The sequence below is a fragment of the Paraburkholderia saeva genome (assembly GCF_907164555.1).
GTDB lineage: Bacteria > Pseudomonadota > Gammaproteobacteria > Burkholderiales > Burkholderiaceae > Paraburkholderia > Paraburkholderia saeva.
In genome coordinates this window covers 540,669-561,109 of record NZ_CAJQZC010000001.1, presented here as the reverse complement: position 1 = coordinate 561,109, position 20,441 = coordinate 540,669, and the positions used below count along the sequence as shown (strand labels likewise).

The following is a 20,441-nucleotide window of genomic DNA, read 5'->3' as shown; positions in this document are numbered from 1 at the left end:
CATGCGCGTTCTTCACTTCTATAAGACCTACAAACCCGACACGATGGGTGGCGTCGAACAGCTGATCGGCGAGATTTGTAGCGGTTCTGCTTCAAGAGGCGTGCCCAGCGATGTGCTGACCGTAAGCAGAAACCCCACAACTGTCGATCTGGGCGACCACATCCACTATCGTGCGAAGCTCGACTTCAAGATCGCGTCGTCGGCGTTTTCAGTCTCGTCCCTGTCACGCCTGAAGGAACTGGCCGCGCACGCGGACATCATCCACTACCACTTCCCGTGGCCGTTCATGGATATGGCGCACTTTATAACGCGCCTGAATAAGCCAACGGTCGTCACATACCACTCGGACATCGTTCGGCAGAAAACGCTGCTGCACTTTTACCGGCCGCTCATGCTTCGCTTTCTGGGGAGCGTGACGCGTATTGTCGCAACTTCACCGAACTATGCAGAGACGAGCCCTGTCCTGAAGCGATTTGCAGAAAAGGTGGAAGTCATTCCGATCGGCCTGAACGAGCATTCGTACCCGCCAGCGAGTGAGGCAAAACTCTCAGAATGGCGCTCACGAATCGGCCCCAAATTTCTGCTGTTTGTCGGCATGCTGCGCTACTACAAGGGCCTGCATATCCTTCTCGATGCGTTGAAGGGATGCACGCATGACGTGGTCATACTGGGGGGAGGCCCTCTCGAAAGTGAATTGAAGGCTCAAGCTGAATCGCTGTCGCTTCGACACGTACATTTTGTGGGCGCGTTGCCAGACGAAGACAAGTTCGCGCTTCTCACGCTATGTCATGGACTGGTGTTTCCGTCGCATCTGCGTTCGGAAGCCTTCGGCATTTCACTTCTGGAAGGCGCAATGTACGGAAAACCACTGATCTCGTGTGAGATCGGGACTGGGACATCCTATGTGAACGTAAAAGATGAAACCGGACTTGTGGTCCCGCCAGATGACCCGACTGCCCTACGCCAGGCAATCGATTGCATCTGGAACGACGAGGCGCTTGCCGCGAACCTGGGCGCGGGCGCGAGAGCGCGTTTTGTTCAACTCTTTACTTCGGACAAGATGGCCGACGCTTACGTCGATCTTTATCATCGGCTTGTGGCCGAACAGTGACGCCGGTGGCCGGAGAGCCGGCCACCCAGTCTTTTTTGACCAGTGATTCGCAGTAGTATTGCGCAATCGCCCACCCAGCAACCTGACCGCTCAGGATTCCGCCAGACACAACCCCAGCGCTTCGCGCCAGTCCGGTGCGCGCAGGCCGAATACGGCAGCGAGCTTGTCGGTCAGCAGGCGTGAATTCGCCGGACGTTTGGCCGGAACGGGATATTCGGCGGCCGCGATTGGAACCACGGTCGGTTTTGAATCGAGTGCGGCCGTTTCGAAAATGGCCTCTGCAAATCCAAACCAGGAAGTCGAACCCGACGCCGTCAGGTGATAGGTTCCCGATTTCCGCGTCCACCAGTCGGTTTCACCCCGTTTGACGGCGTCGAACCCCTGTGCAACGACATGTGCCGTTAACGTGGCAATCGTCGTGCTCCAGGTAGGCGCACCGAACTGGTCCGCGACAATCCTCAACTCCGGCTTCTCCGCCGCCAGTCGAAGCATCGTCAGCAAGAAATTCTTGCCGCGCCCGCCGTAAACCCAACTCGTGCGAAATACCAGGTGCGGGCCACCGACATCCGCGATAGCGCGCTCGCCCGCTAGCTTTCCCCGACCGTACTCGTTCTGCGGATTCGTTGGGTCGTCCTCGACGTACGTACCTTCCTTTGTGCCGTCGAATACGTAATCGGTCGAAAAATGAATCAGAGGTGCACCCAGATTCGCAGCCTCCTCAGCCAGCACGCCGGGCGCCAATCCGTTGATCCGGTGTGCCAATTCGGATTCAGTCTCAGCACGATCCACGGCGGTGTACGCAGCAGCGTTGACGATCAACGTTGGTCCGATCTCCCTTACGGTCGTGCGAACCTGATCCAGGTCAGACAGATCGAGGCCACGACGATCGAGCGCCACAACCCTCCCAAGCCCCTGCAACGAGCGGACAAGCTCGAATCCCACTTGTCCATTTGAACCCGTCACGAGAATCGTCGGACGCGTCGGATCATTCATCGTTCACCTCACGCATAACTCTCCGCCTCCCCAAACCCCTTCCCTGCCGCATCCTTCGCAGCGAGCGTCGGCTCACCCTCAACCGGCCACTCGATGGCGACTTCCGGATCATTCCAGATCAGACACCGCTCATACTCAGGAAACCAGTAATCCGTCGTCTTGTACAGAAACTCAGCCGTCTCCGACAGCACGACGAACCCATGCGCAAACCCCGGTGGAATCCATAGCTGCCGGCTGTTTTCAGCACTCAGATTCACCCCCACCCACTTACCGAAATCCGGCGAGTTCCGGCGCATATCGACGGCCACATCGAACACTTCGCCCGATAAAACCCGCACCAACTTCCCCTGCGCATGCTCGATCTGATAATGCAAGCCGCGCAGCACACCCTTCGCTGACCGCGAATGATTGTCCTGCACGAACTCCACATCCACGCCCACCTTCTCCGCAAACTCCTTCGCGTTGAAGCTCTCGAAGAAAAACCCACGCGCGTCACCAAACACCTTCGGCTCGATAAGTTTGACTTCAGGCAGCGCCGTCGGGGTTACCGTGATTGCCATATAACTTTGTCCGTCAACAGATTCTTGAGATATTGCCCGTACTCATTCTTCGCGAGCGGCGCGGCCAGTTCGATGAGTCGCGCGTCGTCGATCCAGCCGCTGCGATACGCGATCTCTTCGGGACACGCCACCACCAGACCCTGCCGCTTCTGCAGCGTAGCGATAAACGTCGCTGCTTCGATCAACGAGTCGTGCGTGCCCGTATCGAGCCACGCATAGCCACGACCCATGATCTCGACACGCAGCTTCTTCGCCTCCAGATAGCGCGAATTCACATCGGTGATTTCAAGCTCGCCACGCGCAGAAGGCTTGATGTCCGCCGCAATGTTGCAAACGTCGTTATCGTAGAAGTAGAGCCCGGTCACCGCATACGGCGAGCGCGGTTTCGCAGGCTTTTCCTCGATCGAAAGCGCCTGCAACTGGTCATCAAACTCGACCACGCCATAACGCTGCGGATCGTTCACGTGATACGCGAACACCGTTGCGCAATCGGTCCGCGCACTCGCCTTCTCCAGCTGATGCGCGAGATCATGGCCATAAAAAATGTTGTCGCCGAGAATCAGCGCGCAGTCGTCGTTACCGATGAAATCGCGGCCAATGATGAACGCCTGCGCAAGGCCATCGGGTGATGGCTGCACGGCGTACTGAAGATTCATCCCCCACTTCGAGCCATCGCCGAGCATCGATTCAAACCGCGGCGTGTCGGCGGGCGTCGAGATGATCAGCACGTCGCGGATGCCTGCGAGCATCAACGTCGACAGCGGGTAGTAGATCATCGGCTTGTCGTACACGGGCAGCAGCTGCTTCGATACGGCATGCGTGATCGGATACAGCCGCGTGCCCGATCCGCCCGCGAGAATGATTCCCTTACGTGCCATTGACGCTCCCTCAGGCCTGTCCGGCGTAGTGAGTTTCCATCCAGTGACGATAGTTGCCGCTTGTCACGCCAGCAATCCACTCCGAGTTCTCGAGATACCAGCGCACGGTCTTGCGCATGCCGGTCTCGAACGTCTCCGCCGGGCGCCAGCCCAGTTCACGCTCGATACGCGTCGCGTCGATCGCATAGCGACGGTCATGCCCAGGCCGGTCTTTCACGAACTCAATCTGCTTCGCGTACGGTGCACCAGACGACGAAGGACGCAGTTCATCGAGCGTCGCGCACAGCGTGTGAACGACGTCGATGTTGGCCTTTTCGTTCCATCCGCCAATGTTGTACGTCTCGCCGAGCGCGCCCTTTTGCAGCACGGTGCGGATCGCGGCGCAGTGGTCGCCGACGTATAGCCAGTCGCGCACGTTCTTGCCATCGCCGTAGACGGGCAGCGCTTTTCCGGCCAACGCGTTGATGATCGTGAGCGGAATGAGTTTTTCGGGGAACTGGTACGGGCCGTAGTTGTTCGAGCAGTTGGTGGTCAGCACCGGCAGACCGTACGTGTGAAAATACGCGCGCACCAGATGGTCCGATGCGGCCTTGCTCGCCGAATAAGGGCTGTTCGGCGCGTACGGCGTACGTTCGTTGAACGCGGGATCGGTTGCTTCGAGCGAGCCGAACACCTCGTCGGTCGAAACGTGCAGGAAGCGGAACGCTTCCTTCTCGCCGCCCGCGAGGCCATTCCAGTAGGCGCGCGCCGCCTCGAGCATCGTGAAGGTACCGACGACGTTCGTCTGCACGAATTCGCCCGGCCCGCTGATCGAACGGTCGACATGGCTCTCGGCCGCGAAGTGCAGCACCGCACGTGGCCGGTGTGTCGCGAAGAGCGTATCGAGCGCGGCGCGGTCGCAGATATCGACGCGCGCAAAAATGTGACGTGAGTCGTTCGCGAGCGGCGCGAGTGTCTCAGCATTGCCCGCGTAGGTGAGTTTATCGACGTTGACGACGGGTTCATCTCCGTCGCGCAACCAGTCAAGAACGAAGTTGGCGCCAATAAAGCCTGCGCCTCCAGTCACCAGGATCATATTCTTCCTCAGAATCGCCTCGCGACGTGTTCGTGTCGCGCAAGCGCGCGTTCAAGGCAGCCCGCACGACCGTGCTTTGTCGTGCCGCAGCATCAAACGGGCTATTATGTCACGCTACGTTGTACAGTCCGTGACGCCATATACGAATCTGTGTAACGGTATGTAGCCACCAGCAAGCAGCCGGCAAGGCGACGGCGCTCACCGTCATTGATGCCGCATCGGTATTTTGGCGTCAATGCCCCGGCGCACATGTCGCGACTTCGTTGCAAAATATCCAATCCGTATCCAGATGACCATCCGGCCCGCACCACTTGCCTTCGGCGACCTTCAGGGCTGCCGCTCCCAGTTCCAGCAACTGCTCGCCAAAGCCGCACCTTCCGACGACACGCCGCTGTGGTTTGCCGGCGACATCATCAACCGCGGCCCCGAATCGCTCGCCACTTTGCGTGACCTCGTCGCGCTGGGCGAGCGCGCGGTCACGGTCCTCGGCAATCACGACCTGCATCTGCTGTCCGTTTCGGCAGGCATCCGCAATTCGAAGAAAGGCGACACGATCGACGAAATTCTCGACGCACCGGACGCCGACGATCTGCTGGAATGGGTGCGTCACCGTCCGGTCGCGCACTTCGAGAACAACATGCTGCTCGTGCACGCGGGCGTGCCGCCACAATGGGACGCCGCGTTCACGATGGAGATGGCGGGCGAACTCGAACGTGCACTGCGTGCGCCAAACTGGAAAGAAACGCTCGCGGGCCTGTACGGCAACGAGCCGAATCGATGGAAGCCGGGCCTGAAAGGGATCGACAGGCTGCGTCTGACGTGCACCGCGCTCACACGCATGCGCTTTTGCAACGAGGAAGGCGCAATGGACTTCACGTCGAGCGGCGGCCTGAATTCCGCGCCGCCGGGTTACATGCCGTGGTTTGACGTGCCTTCGCGAAAATCCGCCAATACGACCGTCGTTTTCGGCCACTGGGCGGCGCTCGGTCTGATGGTGCGCGATAACGTCATCGGACTCGACTCGGGCTGCGTCTGGGGTAACCAGCTCTCCGCCATCCGCCTGACCGACGATCCGGCCGGCCGCGTCGTCACGCAGGTGGACTGCGCGGCGTGTCGCGGGACGGGTAACTAGCTGGTTCGTGTGCCGTCGATGTCGATATCCTGAGTCAAGGCGACGTCGGCGGTGTCTTCAGCTTTCTGCTGCCTGGGTTCGGGAACGTCAGCCGCAAACTCATTGCCGCCCCCCTGCATCCCCCGCAACGCCCGCCCCACCACCGCCTCAGCCTCCGCCGCCAGCAACCGCCTGTCAGCGCCCGAAGCCAGCGGCGCTCCGACATAAACATGCGCGGTCAGCGGGCCACCCTTCAGCAGCGCATTCAACGAATCGCTAAGCGTGAGATCGTCGACATACGCAGGCGCCGTCGACTGCCGCCCGTGCGCATCCTCGTACATGATGCACACCGGCTGCACCGGACAGGAAGCCGACACCGCCGCCTGAAACAGGTTCGCGTGAAACGGCAGCAGCGCGAGACCATCGGACGTCGTGCCCTCGGGAAACACGCACATCAGCTCGCCCGCACTCAGCCGGTCGGCCAGTTCATGCATGATCCGCTTCGCGTCGCTGCGCTTCTCGCGCTGGATGAACACGGTCCCAAGCTGCTCCGCAAGCCACCCCACCACCGGCCAGTTGCGGATTTCGGCCTTCGAGACAAACGGCGTCGGCCGCCAGGCATTGATCACGTAGATGTCGATCCAGGAAACGTGGTTCGCCACCACCAGCGCGCCCGCATCGAGCCGCACATCGTCGTTGTGCACGACAAGGCGCATGCCGCACAGCCGCAGCATCTTCAGCGACCACGCGCGGTTGAGTTCGAGCCGCACGTCGGCGGATGCGCGCGGAAAGCGCGTCGCGACCGTCCACATGCCATGCAACAGATGCGCAACCAGTCGTGCCTTGCGTAACGCGAGCTTCATGTTCGGCGCTTTCCGTTCCTGTATCGATGTTCTGTCAATCGAGCATCAACGCTGCTCAAACGCCACGTGGCCAGCGACGATGGTCGCCCGCACGCGCGCCGGCAGTTCGTAGCCGAGGAACGGCGTGTTGTGTCCCTGGCTCTTCAGCGCACGCGGCTCGACGCGCCAGTGCCCGTTCGCATCGAACACGCACAGATCGGCCGCGGCGCCCACCGCGATACGCCCGGCAGGCAGCTTCAGCACATCAGCCGGCGACGACGTAATGCGGTTCAATGCCTTCGCCAGCGGCACATTCGCTTCGCTCGCCCACTTCAACGTCAGCGACAGGAAGAGTTCGAGCCCGGTCGCACCCGGCGTCGCTTCGGCGAACGGCAGCAGCTTTTCGTCGTCGTCGACGGGCGTATGGTCCGAGCAGATCGCATCGATCGTGCCGTCGACAAGCCCCGCGCGAATTGCTTCGCGATCGCGCTGCTGGCGCAGCGGCGGATCGAGCCGGTACTGCGCATCGAAGTAGCCGATATCGACGTCGATCAGATGCACGTGGTTCACGGTTACATCGCACGTCACCGGCAGCCCTTCCGCCTTCGCCGCCCGCACGAGCTCGACGCCCGCCGCCGACGACACATGCGAAAGATGCACGCGCGCGCCCGTCACGCGGACGAGCTCAAAAATCGTATGCAGCGCGATCGTCTCGGCCGAAACCGGCACACCTGACAAGCCGAGCCGCGAAGCCAGCGCACCGCTCGCCGCGACACCGCCCTTTGCGAGATACGCATCCTGCGGACGCAGCCATACGGTGTAGTCATACGTGCTCGCGTATTGCAGCGCGCGCAGCAGAACCTGCGTATCGACCACTGGCACATCGGCCTGCGAGAAACCGATGCAACCGGCTTCCGTCAGCTCAACCATTTCGGTGATCGTCGTGCCCTTCAGGCCGACGGTCAGCGCGCCCAGCGGATACACGTGCGCCTGATTGAGCTTGAGCGCGCGGAACTTGAGCATCTCGACGAGGCCCGGTTCATCGAGCGTCGGATCGGTATCGGGCGGGCACACGAGGCTCGTCACGCCGCCCGCGAGCGCCGCGGCCATTTCGGATTCGAGCGTCGCCTTGTGCTCGAAGCCCGGCTCGCGCAGTCGCGCCGACAGATCGACGAGACCCGGCGCGATCGACAGCCCTTTGGCGTCGATCGTCTTCGCCGCATTGAAGTCCGCCGGCGCCTGGCCCAGCGCGACGATCTTGCCGGCCGCGATGTAAATGTCCTGCTGCTGTTCGGTGCCCGCTACCGGGTCGATCAGCGTGCCGCCTTGAATATGAATCTTCATGTGCTGCCTTTTTTCTGCGTTGCGTGCCGCGCGTTCGCTCGATTCAAACGCGCGCCAGGAGTCAGTCGTTATTGCCGGCAACAATACCCATCACCGCCATCCGCACGGCGATGCCGAACGTCACCTGATTCAGGATCACCGACTGCGGACCATCCGCCACCTGCGAATCGATTTCGACACCGCGATTCATCGGGCCCGGGTGCATCACGATTGCATCGGGCTTCGCGAGCGCGAGCCGTTCGGGCGTCAAACCCCAACTCTTGAAGTACTCCTGCGCCGAAGGCAGCAACGCGCCGCTCATCCGCTCGTTCTGCAGACGCAGCATGATGATCACGTCGACGTCCTTCAGCCCTTCGTCGAGGTTGTGGAACACGCGCACGCCCATCTGCTCGAGGCCGCCCGGCAGCAGCGTGCGCGGACCGATGGCGCGCACTTCCGGCACGCCGAGCGTGGTGAGCGCATGAATGTCCGAACGCGCGACCCGCGAATGCAGGATGTCGCCGACGATCGCCACACGCAGGTTCGTGAAATCCTTCTTGTAATGACGGATCGTGTACATGTCGAGCAGACCCTGCGTCGGGTGTGCATGACGTCCGTCACCGGCGTTGATTACGTGCACATGCGGCGCACAGTGCTCGGCGATCAGATACGGCGCGCCGCTCGACGCGTGACGCACGACGAACATGTCGGCGTGCATCGCGGAGAGGTTGTTGATCGTGTCGAGCAGCGACTCGCCCTTGCTCGTCGACGATGCGTTGATGTTCAGGTTGATCACGTCCGCGGAAAGACGCTTTGCGGCGATCTCGAATGTGGTGCGCGTACGGGTCGAATTCTCGAAGAAGAGATTGAACACCGACTTGCCGCGCAACAGCGGCACCTTCTTCACCTCGCGATCCGTCACGCTGACGAACTGCTCGGCCGTATCGAGAATGTGATTGACGATCGACTTCGGCAAACCTTCGATCGTCAGCAGATGTTTGAGCTCGCCGTTTTTCGTGAGCTGCGGGTTGCCCTTCAGAAAGCCGAAGCGGAATCGGTCCCCGTCCGTCTGGGCGCTGCTGTCGGTGGAACCTGGGGTTGCGGTGGTCATCGTTGTACCTGCGTCAAAACGTGTGCTGGGATGTGTGCGTCGCCGCTCACCGGGCGACGCGACCGCCGGCGAAAGCCGCGGCGATCTGCATCCGGTTCGCGCGCTCAGTCGGCGCGCGCTTCCGTGTGAAACGTGAACGTCGGATTGTCGCCATCGCTGCGGGCCAGGACGAGCGTCGCGTCGGCCGGAACGTCAACCGTGCCGCCCGTGAAGCGAGCTGCAATCGGCAACTCGCGGCCGCCGCGATCGGCGAGCACGGCGAGTTCCACCGAAGCCGGACGTCCGTAGTCGTACAGCTCGTTCAGCGCGGCGCGCACGGTGCGGCCGGTGCCGAGCACGTCGTCGACGAGCACGATCCGGCTGCCGTCTACTTCGAAGGGCAGTGAAGTCGGGCTCGCCTGCGCGTGCAGGCCGCGCTTCGCATAGTCGTCACGATGGAGCGCCACGTTGACGACGCCAAAACTCGCCATCTTCAGGTCGCGCGCGAGCCGTTCGGCAAGCCACGCGCCGCCGCTGTAGATGCCGGCGAGCACGATGCCGCCTTCGGTGCCTGCGGGTGTTGCGATCGCCGCGCCGTACGCAGCGCGAATCTGTTCGAGGACGGCGCGATACAGCGCCTCGGCGTCAATGGAACTCATGATCGTCGGGTAGCCCGTCTAGATATTGCTGGAGGATGATGCTGGCGGCTTCGGCGTCGAGCATGTCGGCGCGGCCGTTGCCGGCGCGGATACCGGCCTTCGCCTCGACCGAAGAATAGCGCTCGTCAACCCAGGTCACCGGCAGATTGAAGCGGCCATTCAGCTGGTTACCGAAGCGTTTGGCGAGCTGCGTCATTTCATGCGGCGTGCCATCGGGATGCATCGGCAGTCCGACGACAAGCACGTCGGGCTTCCATTCGCCAATCAGTTTACCGACGGCTTCGAAGCGGTATTCCCGGCTGCGGTTCTGCACGACGACGAGCGCGCGGGCATGACGCGTCAGCGAATTGCCGACAGCGACACCAATGCGTTTTTCGCCATAGTCGAACGCAAGGAGCGTCGCCTCACGTCCGCCCGCCATGCTCACGCGTGACCTGCTTCGCCGGACAGCATCGAAAGATTGATGCCGAGCAGCGACAGCGCTGCTTCGAGACGCTCTTCGGCGGGCACGTCGAACACGATCTTCGGATCGGCTTCGACGGTGAGCCAGCCGTTCTTCGAGATTTCCTCTTCGAGCTGCCCCGCGCCCCAGCCGGCGTGGCCGAGCGTGAGCAGAAAGCGTTCCGGCCCCGTGCCGCTCGCGACGGCTTCGAGCACATCTTTCGACGTGGTCATTTCAAGCCCGCCCGGCACCGACATCGACGACGTATACGGCGTGCCGTCTTTCGGATCGTGCAGCACGAAACCGCGCTCGGTTTGCACCGGGCCGCCGAAGTACACGGGAACATGCAGGAGAGGTTCGATCTCGAGCTTCAGATCGATGCGATTGAAGAGCGCCTCCAGGTCGATATCGGTCGGCCTGTTGATGACGAGGCCGAGCGCGCCGCGCTCACTGTGATCGCACAGGTAGACCACCGTGCCTGAAAATGTGGGATCCGCCATGCTCGGCATGGCAATCAGGAACTGGTTGGTCAGATTGATGCGATCGGTACTCTTGGACATAGTTCGGATTTTAGCAAAGACGGTGCGGGATGGCGGGCTTTGAGCGTACGCAGGAACGCGTGGTTGAGGCGCGTGGGCGACACGGTTCGCAGGGCTCCGTCGACGGCGTGCATATTGCACTTTATCACGCGAGGAGCAAGGGCCTGTCAGGCACTTCGCGGGCCGGATGCGTTCTGGCTCGCGAGGTTTCGTGCGCTGACAGTTTCGCTGTGACACGCGCTGCAATTTGCGCGTTTCCATCACTGTTTCGGTGCTGCTTCCGGGTTAACGGCACGCATCCGTCATATAGCAGGGTTCGCGCCTGCCCTGCCCTCAACTTTGTGGCTCGACTTTGTTGCTCACGCGGCGCCGGCCCGCGCCGGGTCGGGCGCGCCGCCCAGTTCGATCGCGCGCGTGAGCGCCGCGAGCGCCGCACTGCTGTGAGCCGGTGCGACACCTGCCGCAATTTTGTGCAGCATCGCCCGCAACGCCTCGGCGGCGTGATCGAGCGAGCGGGCGTCCGGTGCGTCGACGATCGTGTACGAGCGCACCGCCGGCGTTGTCACCCCCGCGTGCGCGCGACGCCGCCACGCAAGCCCGAGCGCATCGGCCAGCAGCGCGACGTGGCCAAGGCCCAATGCGCAGGCGGCCGAACCGAGCCGGTACGCGGCGTCACCCGCCTGCAAGGCGGCGCTGGGGTCGGCTTTCTCGGGATTGTCGGCCTGGCGGGCGTGCTCGGAGAGCGCGACGATCGTGGCATCGGCGGTCTGAAGGAAATCTTCATACGCATGCGCGTTGACCGTGAGCACACCGAGGTCGCGGGTACGCGTGGTGCGCACGGCGGCAGGATCTGTTTGAGCGGCCTGCGCGGCTTCCGACTCCCACAGCGCTTCCGAAGCCTGCGTGCCGGCCACATGCCAGTCGACGGTCAAGCCGTAATCGTGCAGCACCTCGACCTGATCGGCATCTTCAGCCGATGCGCCGAAGAGCGCGTAGTCGCGCCAGAGCGTCGCCAGCGTCGCCCGGACGAGCGAGCGCGGCGCGAGCGGCGTGCCGCGCGCGTGATCGGCAAAGACGAGATTGCAGCGGGCGTAGAAATGACGGGCGCTATTGGACGCGTCGGTGGCGCTTCCGCCAGCGCGCAACGCTTTGGCGCACGCGCCGGCGAGACGCCAGAAATCGTAGGGATCGGGGCCGGCGGCCTCAGCGAGACAGGCATCGAGTTCGTCGAGCGCACCGTGAATATCCGGCGGCGGTGCACCCTCATGATGTGCGCGCAGAACGGGCAGCAGCGCGCGTTCGTAGCGGGCGCGCAGGCGCGTGAGCGTGCTGGCCGGTCGCGCATGCAGTGTGACAGGGGGCACTGGCCGCGCTGCGAGCGCCATGTCTTCGAACGTCGTGGCATACCCGGGAGTGTTCTGGGCGATCTGCTGGCCGAGGGCGCGATAGTGCGCGAAAAGCGCCGGCGAGCACGACAGCTCGCGCAGATTGTGCCGGCCCACGGCCGCGCGGAATATTTCAAGCGCATCGCTCAGCGCGGCGCGGTGCCGGTCATCGTGCGGCGCATCAGCCTGTGCCATCGAAGAGGCCAGCGCGAGCGCATTCGCGAAGCGATGTGCCGCGAGCCAGCCCGCCTCGCGCAGTGCGCGGGCGCCTTGCAGCAACGACGCAGTGGGATCTTCGCGCTGCACCATCGCGAGCTGAGCTTCGGCGAGGGCGGATTCCGCGCTGCGCACGATACCGCCGCGCGGATTAGGCAAGGCTTCGAAGGGACCGGTGGTAGCGTGGCGAGTGAGCATGGATAGTCGACGAAGACATCTGTGGACCCGCCTGCACCCCGGAGATGACGCGCGGCCAGCGGCGCGCATCGCGCATCGGCGCGTTGACGGTACGATGAGCACTACCCTTTTGCGACACGGCCAGAACAACGCCGTTCCCGTTGCACTTATCCGGCACACCGGCGGGCAGTAGCTGGCGCCGCGCGCTCCATGCTTGTGCCCGCGACGAATGCCTCAGGTGTTACGCAGCGAACGACCAGCGCAACCGGCGCGCGCCAACGCATCCGACCGGCAAACCGGTCAGATCTGGACCATCTCGAAGTCTTCCTTGCGGGCGCCGCATTCCGGGCAGGTCCAGTTGATCGGGACGTCTTCCCAACGGGTTCCCGGTGCGATCCCTTCATCTGGCAAACCGGCTTCTTCGTCGTAGATCCAGCCGCAGATCAGGCACATCCAGCTTTGATATTCCATTCTTATGCCGCGTCGAAAAGTCTAAAAGTCGGTTGAATCAAGGCCATGATGGTACCGTGTTGCCGCCCCACTGCCTAGCAATCCTGGTCGGGCTCGCGCGTGATCCGGGTCAATCCGGGCATGAATTTGCTCGCGCGCGCGAAAAAACGCCCTCTCATTAGATTAGGCCGCATAATTGTGGCAACTCCGGGCCGCGTGCCTGGCACCTTTTTTGACCAATCCAGCAAGACTTTCATGCCCAGCGACACTCCTCCGATCGTCCTCACCTTCGGCCTCTCCGATCCGACCGGTGGCTCCGGCATCCAGGCGGATCTGATGACGCTGGCCAGTATGGGATGCCACGGCGTCTCCGTGCTTACCGGTTACACCGTGCGCGATTCGGCAAGCTGCGACGAGGTCACGGGCCTCGACCCCGAAGTTGTCGCCACGCAGGCGCGGATGCTGCTCGAAGACATGCCGATTGCCGCGTTCAAGGTCGGCGCGGCGACGCGTGCCGAAGTGGTGAGCGCCATCGCCGAAGTGGTTGCTGACTACGACGACATCCCGCTGATCCTCGCGCCAGACTTCACGCTCGACGACGAACACGTGCTCGCCGCCGACGAACTGCGCGAAGCCATCGCCGATCTGCTCGCGCCGCAAACCACGCTGCTCGTCGCCGATTTCGCAACCTTGCTTGCCCTCGCGCAACCCGACGGCGACGCCGAAGCGCCGAGCCTCGACGCAGCGATCTCCCATTTGCTGTCGCAAGGGTGCGAATACATCCTTTCGGCGGAAACGGGCACGCATCGCCTCGTCAATACGCTCTATAGCGAAGACGGCCAGTTGCGTCAGGACATGTGGGATCGCGGTCCGAACCGCATCATGGGCATCACCGATACGCTCGGTGCGGCGATTGCTGCGTTGCTGGCGAACGGTCAGGATCCGGCTGAAGCCGTGCGCGAAGCGCAGGAATACCTGTATCAGGCGACGCGCGCCGCGTTTCGCCCCGGCATGGGCGCGTATATGCCGGACCGTTTCTTCTGGGCGCGCAGCAACGAAGACGAAGAAACGCCCCATGCAAGCGGCAAGGACGCGCCGCCAGGTGAAGCGCGTCACTGAATTTTCCGGCTGCTCCTTGAGCGAGACGGTTTGGTGAACCAGCAAACCGTCCGCGCATAAAAAAACCCGCATTTCTGCGGGTTTTTCTTTTGGGAAGCGCATCTTTCGACGCGCTCCCCGCATGTGTTCCAGACCGGGCCACGAGGGCCCGGAAACCGGAATTACATGTCCATGCCCATGCCGCCCATGCCGCCGGGCATACCGCCGCCCATCGGTGCATCTTCCTTCGGCAGTTCGCAGACCGCTGCGTCCGTCGTCAGCAGGAGACCTGCGACCGAAGCTGCGTTTTGCAGCGCCGTGCGCGTCACCTTCGTCGGGTCCACAACACCTGCGTCGACCAGGTCGACGTACTCGCCCGTTGCTGCGTTGTAGCCGTAGTTGCCCTTGCCTGCTGCAACTGCTGCCACCACGACGCTGGCTTCTTCGCCGCCGTTCGTGACGATCTGGCGCAGCGGTTCTTCCATCGCGCGCAGCACGATCTTGATACCTGCGTCCTGATCGGCGTTAGCGCCCTTCAGACCAGCGATTGCCGAGCGTGCGCGGATCAGCGCGACGCCGCCACCAGCCACGATGCCTTCTTCCACAGCTGCGCGCGTTGCGTGCAGTGCGTCTTCGACACGTGCCTTCTTTTCCTTCATTTCGACTTCGGTCGCAGCGCCAACCTTGATCACTGCAACGCCGCCTGCCAGCTTGGCAACGCGTTCCTGCAGCTTTTCACGGTCGTAGTCCGACGTTGCTTCTTCGATCTGCGTGCGCACTTGCTTGACGCGTGCCTCGATCGTTGCTGCTTCGCCAGCGCCGTCGATGATCGTCGTGTTTTCCTTGCCCACTTCGATACGCTTCGCCTGCCCCAGTTCGGCCAGCGTTGCCTTTTCGAGCGTCAGGCCGGTTTCTTCAGCGATGACCTGGCCACCCGTCAGGATAGCGATGTCTTCGAGCATGGCCTTGCGACGGTCGCCGAAGCCCGGAGCCTTCACAGCAACGGTCTTCAGGATGCCACGGATGTTGTTCACCACCAGCGTTGCCAGTGCTTCGCCTTCGACGTCTTCTGCGATGATCAGCAGCGGACGGCCAGCCTTGGCGACTTGCTCGAGTACCGGGAGGAGGTCACGAATGTTCGAAACCTTCTTGTCGTGCAGCAGCACGAACGGGTTTTCCAGAACAGCAACCTGCTTGTCCGGGTTGTTGATGAAGTACGGCGACAGGTAGCCGCGGTCGAATTGCATACCTTCGACAACGTCCAGCTCGTCTTGCAGCGACTTGCCGTCTTCGACGGTGATGACGCCTTCCTTGCCGACCTTGTCCATCGCTTCAGCGATGCGGTCACCGATCGACGAATCGCTGTTAGCCGAAATCGCGCCAACCTGGGCGATTTCCTTGTTCGTCGTGCACGGCTTGCTGATCTTGCGCAGTTCTTCGATCGCGGCCGTCACAGCCTTGTCGATGCCGCGCTTCAGGTCCATCGGGTTCATGCCCGATGCAACGTACTTCATGCCTTCGCGAACGATCGATTGCGCGAGGACGGTTGCCGTCGTCGTGCCGTCGCCTGCGTTGTCGCTGGTCTTGGAAGCCACTTCCTTGACCATCTGTGCGCCCATGTTCTGAAGCTTGTCCTTCAGTTCGATCTCTTTTGCGACCGAAACACCGTCCTTCGTGACCGTCGGGCCGCCGAAGCTGCGTTCCAGGACCACATTGCGGCCCTTCGGACCCAGCGTGACCTTCACAGCGTTCGCGAGGATGTTCACGCCTTCTACCATCTTGGCACGGGCGGAATCACCGAATACGACGTCTTTAGCTGCCATCTTCAAACTCCTTGAATTCTCTGGGATATAACCGGGATTTCAGCGATCTGTCGCTTACTTCTGCACCACGGCCATGATGTCTTCTTCGCGCATCACCAGCAGTTCGTTGCCATCGACCTTGACGGTCTGGCCAGCGTACTTGCCGAACAGGACGCGATCGCCCACCTTCACGTCGAGCGCAATCTGTGCACCCTTGTCGTCACGCTTGCCCGGGCCAACTGCCAGGATTTCGCCTTGATCCGGCTTTTCCGCTGCGGCTTCGGGGATCACGATGCCCGACGCAGTCTTGGTTTCCTGGTCAAGACGCTTGACGATCACGCGATCATGCAAAGGACGAAGGTTCATACATACTCCTCTCTGATTGAGACTGAAGAACGCTGAGAAAACCCGGCTGGCAGGGCCAACCGGAAATGTTGTTAGCACTCTCGTGCAGCGAGTGCTAATTATATGGACGGGTGGTGACAAATTCAAGAAGGCAGGTGGCGGGAAATGGTGTCGAGATTCGCTTAACTTTGAAGTGGCGTGCGTAAGTCTGAATCGCGCACCCAGAAAAATCCTGGTGAATCGCAATAATTTCCTTTTAAAACATGGAACTAGTGGTAGATGCCTGCCACCGCCAAACTGGACATCGCTCACTCGTGAACAGGCTGATCGGCAGACAGATTCCGCGAATTTTCTTTGCAGCGCTCACCCAGGGAAATCCCTTGATCCGTCGACAACGAAGGATATTCGCTCCAACTGGGACAAGATGGTCGTTCGGTTATGCGCGGGCATCCGGCAAGCATGTCTAATCCTGACCCGCGCGATCTATCGCCCAATGCTCTCTCCAATGTGCTGCTCGAAGTAGCGAGCGAGAAAGCGTTCCGACATATTCGCGGACTCGCAAAGTTTGGATAGACGCAGCGGTTCAGCGAAGCGTAAATCGATCATTGAGAGGACGCGGTTTATACGCTCCGGTTCGTGCCCCGCAGAGCCCTCTGCGCGCTCTGCGGCCCACCGCATCGACCTTGATCGCCATCATCCTGCAAATTGACTTGCATCCTGGCAAAATACTGTATAAATTTACAGCACTGTTTTTATATACAGGATCGGTTATGAACCAGCTCATCCGGATCTTGAACGACGGTGACCGCGAAACGCTTGAGTGGTTGCGCAAGCATGTCGGAGACGTGCGCGTGGCTGCTGCTGCGCGACATCTACGAGGCAACGGCAAACCGTACCTGTCTGCGGTATGCCGCTATCTCGGCGTACGCCCACCCGCGCCTCATCAACATAGCCGGCCTGTTGAAGACTGCACGGTTGGCGATAACTATCTTGCCCAGATCCGCCAGTTGCTGGCGCACCGACACCAGGCGTTGTCGAAGCATCAACCTTGACACCTCGAGTTGCCGCGAATCGTCCGGAAGATAAAAATATGATTGATGACTCCGCTCTTGATATGGATGTCCAGGATATCAATCCTGTCGCCCTCGAACGCGCACTGCGCAGTGCGTCGCTCGATCTCCAGCAGGTCATTGCCACGGTCGCAGGTCGTTACCTCGACAGTGGCCGTCGCCGTTACTCAAGCGGCGCGCGATTGCCGACCTGGCGCACACTGCAGACAATCGACGAACAGGTCTTTGAGAATCGCGGCTTTCGGGCGCGGCACAACGAGACAGTACGCTCGTCGTTTGTCCGGTTTGGCGACAGTCGCCTGTCCGGGATGGATCTCGACGAACCCGTCGACTGGCGACGTGACGACGACGACTTGCCAGTCGTGTACCTGCTTGTGCGCGCACTGGTACAGGCCGACGCTACCGATATGGCCACTCAGGACTAATGCGCCGATACCGGCCGTTGGCAGTTATCGTTTTCGATGCGCCCCAAAAAAACCATGATCCGGAAATTTCCTTTAAAAACAGCCGCGTAGATCAAGCAATCCCCTATCCATTCCGTGGTGGTTGCCGACTGCTCCCAACCCACAATTCCGGCCTTTCCGGAAAGCGCGACAACCCTGTGCGGCAACGCGTCCACAGGAAATCCTTTCCCGGCCCAACCGGACGAATGACTATCCGCGCCGACGGTCCTTTCCGGTTTGCCAGACTCAACACCACCGCCTAGACTTCCAGAGAGATGACGCAACGCAGCACGCGTCGTCATATCGGTGACTTGTTTGTCGCCGATCTTGATTCCGGGCTGCCTTCCTGCAAGAGCCCGACGAAGTCCTGGCTGTTTTCAGCCCGTTTGACCCGGCTCATCTATCGATACTGCACGTTTCGGCGCCGCGCCGGCCCACCGCACCGACCGTTCAAGGGAGTTCGAAGCGCCCATGAATCTGCCCGATCCGACATCCGGTTTGCCCACCTCGTTCACCGCGGCTATACCCAACGCGCTCATGCCCGGCGTGAAATTCGCACAGGCCGCCACGGAATACGCAGTTGATGCGTGGCAGCGCTACCTGCTGTTCGCCGATGTGATGCGCGAGCGCGGCAACCAGTACCAGGCACATCTGCACGAACGCGCACCGAACGTGCTCGACTTCGAAGCGACGTTGATCGTCGACGGCCGCAATCTGCCGCGTCCGGTCAATTACGGTCTCGTGCGTATCCTCGCGCCCGAGGACCTGAAGCCCGACCACGACGCAACCGAAGGGCGCGACCCGGGGCGTCTGCGTCCGTTTGTGATCTTCGACCCACGCGCGGGACACGGACCTGGCATCGGCGGTTTCAAGCGCGAGAGCGAGATCGGCGCGGCGTTGCGCGCGGGGCACCCGTGCTACTTCGTCGGCTTTCTGCCGGATCCCGTACCGGGCCAGACCGTCGAGGACGTGATGCGCGCGGAAGCCGCGTTCCTCGAAAAAGTGATCGAACTGCATCCGGACAGCCCAGGCAAGCCGGCAGTGATCGGCAACTGCCAGGCGGGCTGGCAGATCCTGATGACCGCCGCAATGCGCCCTGAGCTCTTCGGGCCGATCGTCGTCGCAGGTGCGCCGGTGTCGTACTGGGCCGGCTGGCGCGGCAAGAACCCGATGCGCTATTCCGGCGGAATGCTGGGCGGCTCCTGGCTCACCGCGATGACGGGCGATCTGGGCGGCGGGCGCTTCGATGGCGCGTGGCTCGTGCAGAACTTCGAGAACCTCAATCCGGCCAACACGCTCTGGAACAAGCAGTACAACCTGTACGCGACCATCGATACCGAGGCGCCCCGCTATCTGGGTTTCGAGAAATACTGGGGTGGCCACGTGTTCCTCAATGCGGCCGAGATGCAGTACATCGTCGACAACCTCTTTGTCGGCAACCGGCTCGTGCGCGGCGAAATCGTGACGTCCGACGGCATCCGGCTCGATCTGCGCAACATCCGCTCACCGATCGTCGTGTTCTGCTCGTACGGCGACAACATCACCCCGCCACCGCAGGCACTCGGCTGGATCACCGATCTCTATCGCGACGATGCCGACCTGCTCGGCCACGATCAGACGATCGTCTATGCGACGCACGACAGCATCGGCCATCTCGGCATCTTCGTGTCGAGCAGCACCGGTCGCAAGGAGCATCGCGAGTTCGTGAGCAACATCGATCTGATCGACCTGCTGCCGTCCGGTCTCTACGAAGCGCACATGGGCAACAAGACGGAGGCCACGTCGCACGCGGAATTGATCCAGGGCGATCACGTGCTGTCGATCTCGACGCGCAGCATCGACGACGTGCGCGCGATCGTGCAGCCCGATCCGGAGAGTGACCGGCGCTTCGCGACGGCCGCGTATGTGTCCAGTCTCAATCTCGGCCTGTATCGCAGCTTCATGCAGCCGTGGGTCAAGGCGTGCGTGATGCCGGGTTCCGCCGACGTTGCGAGCCGGCTGCATCCGCTACGCGTTCCCTACGAAGCCTGGTCGGACCGCAATCCGTTCGCTTCGTGGTTCGCCCAGGCCGCCGAAACCGTTAAACAGGATCGCAAGCCGGTCGCCGCCGACAATCCGTTCTGGCAGATGCAGAGTGCTGTATCGGATGCAATTGGCTCGTCGCTCGATTTCTGGCGCGACATGCGCGACACGATGGTCGAGCAGACCTTCGAAACGGTCTACGGTGCGCCGTGGTTGCAGGCGCTGGCCGGCCTTCCCGCGAAAAGCGAAAGCGAAGCCGCCAGCGCGTTGACGGAGCCCGGCGATACGGACGAGCGTAACGCGTCGATCGCGGCCGAGCACGCGCGGCTGCGCAATGAAATGACGCAGGGCGGACTTGTCGAAGCCAGCGTGCGCGCGCTGCTGTTCATGCGACGCACACACGGTGAAGCGGACGAACGCCGCTTCAATCTCGCGCGCGCGATGATCAGCACGATTTCCGATCGCGGGATTCTGGCGTTCAAGGAGACTGTGCGCGAACAGGCCAAACTGCTGCGCCTCGACACCGACGCTGCGATCGATGCCCTGCCCGCCCTGCTCGCAAACGTACCGCCTGCTGAGGTCAGGAACGCCGCACGCGATATCGAAAAAATCAGCACGACGCTCCCGCTCGATGAACAGGAGCGCGCCGATCTCGCACGCGTGCTGACAATTTTCGAGGCAGCGACGAAGGAAAGACCTGAGACGACGCGGCGTACCGCTGCGAGTCAAAAGGCAGGGTAACGACGCGCGGGTGAGCGCCCGCGCGTCGCATCGCGATCAAACGGGTGATCACAGACTTCCGTCGGGACG

Annotated in this window: 21 protein-coding genes and 1 pseudogene; 6 read left to right on the top strand and 16 right to left on the bottom strand. The window is 61.9% G+C overall.

Annotation, left to right across the window (positions count from 1 at the left end; translation table 11 throughout):
* The first annotated feature begins 1 nt into the window (after position 1).
* Positions 2-1,111 (top strand): glycosyltransferase, encoded by a 1,110-nt coding sequence (locus tag LPA36_RS02520; RefSeq protein ID WP_228874569.1) that lies wholly within the window; start codon positions 2-4, stop codon positions 1,109-1,111.
* A gap of 90 nt (positions 1,112-1,201) precedes the next feature.
* Here LPA36_RS02520 and rfbD read toward each other — a convergent pair whose 3' ends face one another.
* Genes rfbD through rfbB form a run of 4 tightly spaced genes read right to left on the bottom strand, consistent with a single transcriptional unit; the run spans position 1,202 to position 4,617 of the window.
* Positions 1,202-2,104 carry a dTDP-4-dehydrorhamnose reductase gene (rfbD, locus tag LPA36_RS02515; protein ID WP_228874568.1) on the bottom strand — a complete coding sequence of 301 codons (903 nt, stop codon included), beginning with the start codon at positions 2,102-2,104 and terminating at the stop codon, positions 1,202-1,204.
* Positions 2,105-2,112: 8 nt separating this feature from the next.
* Positions 2,113-2,664, bottom strand: coding sequence for a dTDP-4-dehydrorhamnose 3,5-epimerase (rfbC, locus tag LPA36_RS02510; RefSeq protein WP_228874567.1), 552 nt, complete (start codon positions 2,662-2,664; stop codon positions 2,113-2,115).
* Entirely contained in the window at positions 2,649-3,542 is an 894-nt protein-coding gene (gene rfbA / locus LPA36_RS02505) for a glucose-1-phosphate thymidylyltransferase RfbA (RefSeq protein ID WP_228874566.1), read from the bottom strand. The genes rfbC and rfbA overlap by 16 nt, the downstream gene beginning before the upstream one ends.
* A 10-nt stretch (positions 3,543-3,552) precedes the next feature.
* On the bottom strand, positions 3,553-4,617 hold the full coding sequence (gene rfbB / locus LPA36_RS02500) for a dTDP-glucose 4,6-dehydratase (protein WP_228874565.1): 1,065 nt from the start codon (positions 4,615-4,617) through the stop codon (positions 3,553-3,555).
* A 289-nt stretch (positions 4,618-4,906) separates the two neighbouring features.
* Here rfbB and LPA36_RS02495 point away from each other — a divergent pair, with 289 nt between their 5' ends.
* Positions 4,907-5,749 (top strand): symmetrical bis(5'-nucleosyl)-tetraphosphatase, encoded by an 843-nt coding sequence (locus tag LPA36_RS02495; RefSeq protein ID WP_228874564.1) that lies wholly within the window; start codon positions 4,907-4,909, stop codon positions 5,747-5,749.
* Here the strand turns inward: LPA36_RS02495 and LPA36_RS02490 are convergent.
* From LPA36_RS02490 to LPA36_RS02455, 8 genes are all read right to left on the bottom strand, one after another.
* Positions 5,746-6,591, bottom strand: coding sequence for a lysophospholipid acyltransferase family protein (locus LPA36_RS02490; protein ID WP_228874563.1), 846 nt, complete (start codon positions 6,589-6,591; stop codon positions 5,746-5,748). The two genes, LPA36_RS02495 and LPA36_RS02490, sit on opposite strands and share 4 nt — an antisense overlap.
* Before the next feature lie 45 nt (positions 6,592-6,636).
* The gene (locus LPA36_RS02485) at positions 6,637-7,914 is read right to left on the bottom strand and encodes a dihydroorotase (protein ID WP_228874562.1); all 1,278 of its coding nucleotides are present in this window, start codon (positions 7,912-7,914) and stop codon (positions 6,637-6,639) included.
* A 61-nt stretch (positions 7,915-7,975) separates the two neighbouring features.
* The gene (locus LPA36_RS02480) at positions 7,976-9,004 is read right to left on the bottom strand and encodes an aspartate carbamoyltransferase catalytic subunit (protein WP_228874561.1); all 1,029 of its coding nucleotides are present in this window, start codon (positions 9,002-9,004) and stop codon (positions 7,976-7,978) included.
* A gap of 104 nt (positions 9,005-9,108) precedes the next feature.
* On the bottom strand, positions 9,109-9,642 hold the full coding sequence (gene pyrR / locus LPA36_RS02475) for a bifunctional pyr operon transcriptional regulator/uracil phosphoribosyltransferase PyrR (RefSeq protein WP_228874560.1): 534 nt from the start codon (positions 9,640-9,642) through the stop codon (positions 9,109-9,111).
* Entirely contained in the window at positions 9,629-10,069 is a 441-nt protein-coding gene (gene ruvX / locus LPA36_RS02470) for a Holliday junction resolvase RuvX (RefSeq protein ID WP_228874559.1), read from the bottom strand. The genes pyrR and ruvX overlap by 14 nt, the downstream gene beginning before the upstream one ends.
* Entirely contained in the window at positions 10,066-10,644 is a 579-nt protein-coding gene (locus LPA36_RS02465) for a YqgE/AlgH family protein (protein WP_228874558.1), read from the bottom strand. Before LPA36_RS02465 ends, ruvX begins: the two co-directional genes overlap by 4 nt.
* A gap of 338 nt (positions 10,645-10,982) precedes the next feature.
* Entirely contained in the window at positions 10,983-12,422 is a 1,440-nt protein-coding gene (locus LPA36_RS02460; protein ID WP_228874557.1) for a hypothetical protein, read from the bottom strand.
* Positions 12,423-12,701: 279 nt separating this feature from the next.
* On the bottom strand, positions 12,702-12,872 hold the full coding sequence (locus LPA36_RS02455; protein WP_006047743.1) for a rubredoxin: 171 nt from the start codon (positions 12,870-12,872) through the stop codon (positions 12,702-12,704).
* A 234-nt stretch (positions 12,873-13,106) separates the two neighbouring features.
* Between LPA36_RS02455 and LPA36_RS02450 the strand changes: the two genes are divergently transcribed.
* Positions 13,107-13,970 carry a hydroxymethylpyrimidine/phosphomethylpyrimidine kinase gene (locus LPA36_RS02450; RefSeq protein WP_228874556.1) on the top strand — a complete coding sequence of 288 codons (864 nt, stop codon included), beginning with the start codon at positions 13,107-13,109 and terminating at the stop codon, positions 13,968-13,970.
* 161 nt (positions 13,971-14,131) lie between these two features.
* Here the strand turns inward: LPA36_RS02450 and groL are convergent, their stop codons facing one another.
* The 3 genes and pseudogenes from groL to LPA36_RS02435 all read right to left on the bottom strand — a co-directional run.
* Positions 14,132-15,772 (bottom strand): chaperonin GroEL, encoded by a 1,641-nt coding sequence (gene groL / locus LPA36_RS02445; protein WP_228874555.1) that lies wholly within the window; start codon positions 15,770-15,772, stop codon positions 14,132-14,134.
* Positions 15,773-15,826: 54 nt separating this feature from the next.
* Positions 15,827-16,117 (bottom strand): co-chaperone GroES, encoded by a 291-nt coding sequence (gene groES / locus LPA36_RS02440; protein WP_007178996.1) that lies wholly within the window; start codon positions 16,115-16,117, stop codon positions 15,827-15,829.
* A 465-nt stretch (positions 16,118-16,582) separates the two neighbouring features.
* Positions 16,583-16,747, bottom strand: a pseudogene (locus tag LPA36_RS02435) (AraC family transcriptional regulator); the annotation flags it as partial.
* A 32-nt stretch (positions 16,748-16,779) separates the two neighbouring features.
* Here LPA36_RS02435 and LPA36_RS02430 point away from each other — a divergent pair.
* On the top strand, positions 16,780-17,148 hold the full coding sequence (locus tag LPA36_RS02430) for a hypothetical protein (RefSeq protein ID WP_407674201.1): 369 nt from the start codon (positions 16,780-16,782) through the stop codon (positions 17,146-17,148).
* A 38-nt stretch (positions 17,149-17,186) separates the two neighbouring features.
* Positions 17,187-17,591: a DUF2471 domain-containing protein gene (locus tag LPA36_RS02425; RefSeq protein WP_228874554.1), complete on the top strand. Its 405-nt coding sequence runs from the start codon at positions 17,187-17,189 to the stop codon at positions 17,589-17,591.
* Here the strand turns inward: LPA36_RS02425 and LPA36_RS02420 are convergent.
* Complete coding sequence (locus tag LPA36_RS02420; protein WP_228874553.1) at positions 17,588-17,911, bottom strand: hypothetical protein; 324 nt, start codon at positions 17,909-17,911, stop codon at positions 17,588-17,590. The genes LPA36_RS02425 and LPA36_RS02420 overlap by 4 nt on opposite strands.
* 169 nt (positions 17,912-18,080) lie before the next feature.
* On the opposite strand from LPA36_RS02420, the gene LPA36_RS02415 reads away from it, so the two are divergent.
* On the top strand, positions 18,081-20,372 hold the full coding sequence (locus LPA36_RS02415) for a DUF3141 domain-containing protein (protein WP_228874552.1): 2,292 nt from the start codon (positions 18,081-18,083) through the stop codon (positions 20,370-20,372).
* Positions 20,373-20,441 lie beyond the last annotated feature (69 nt).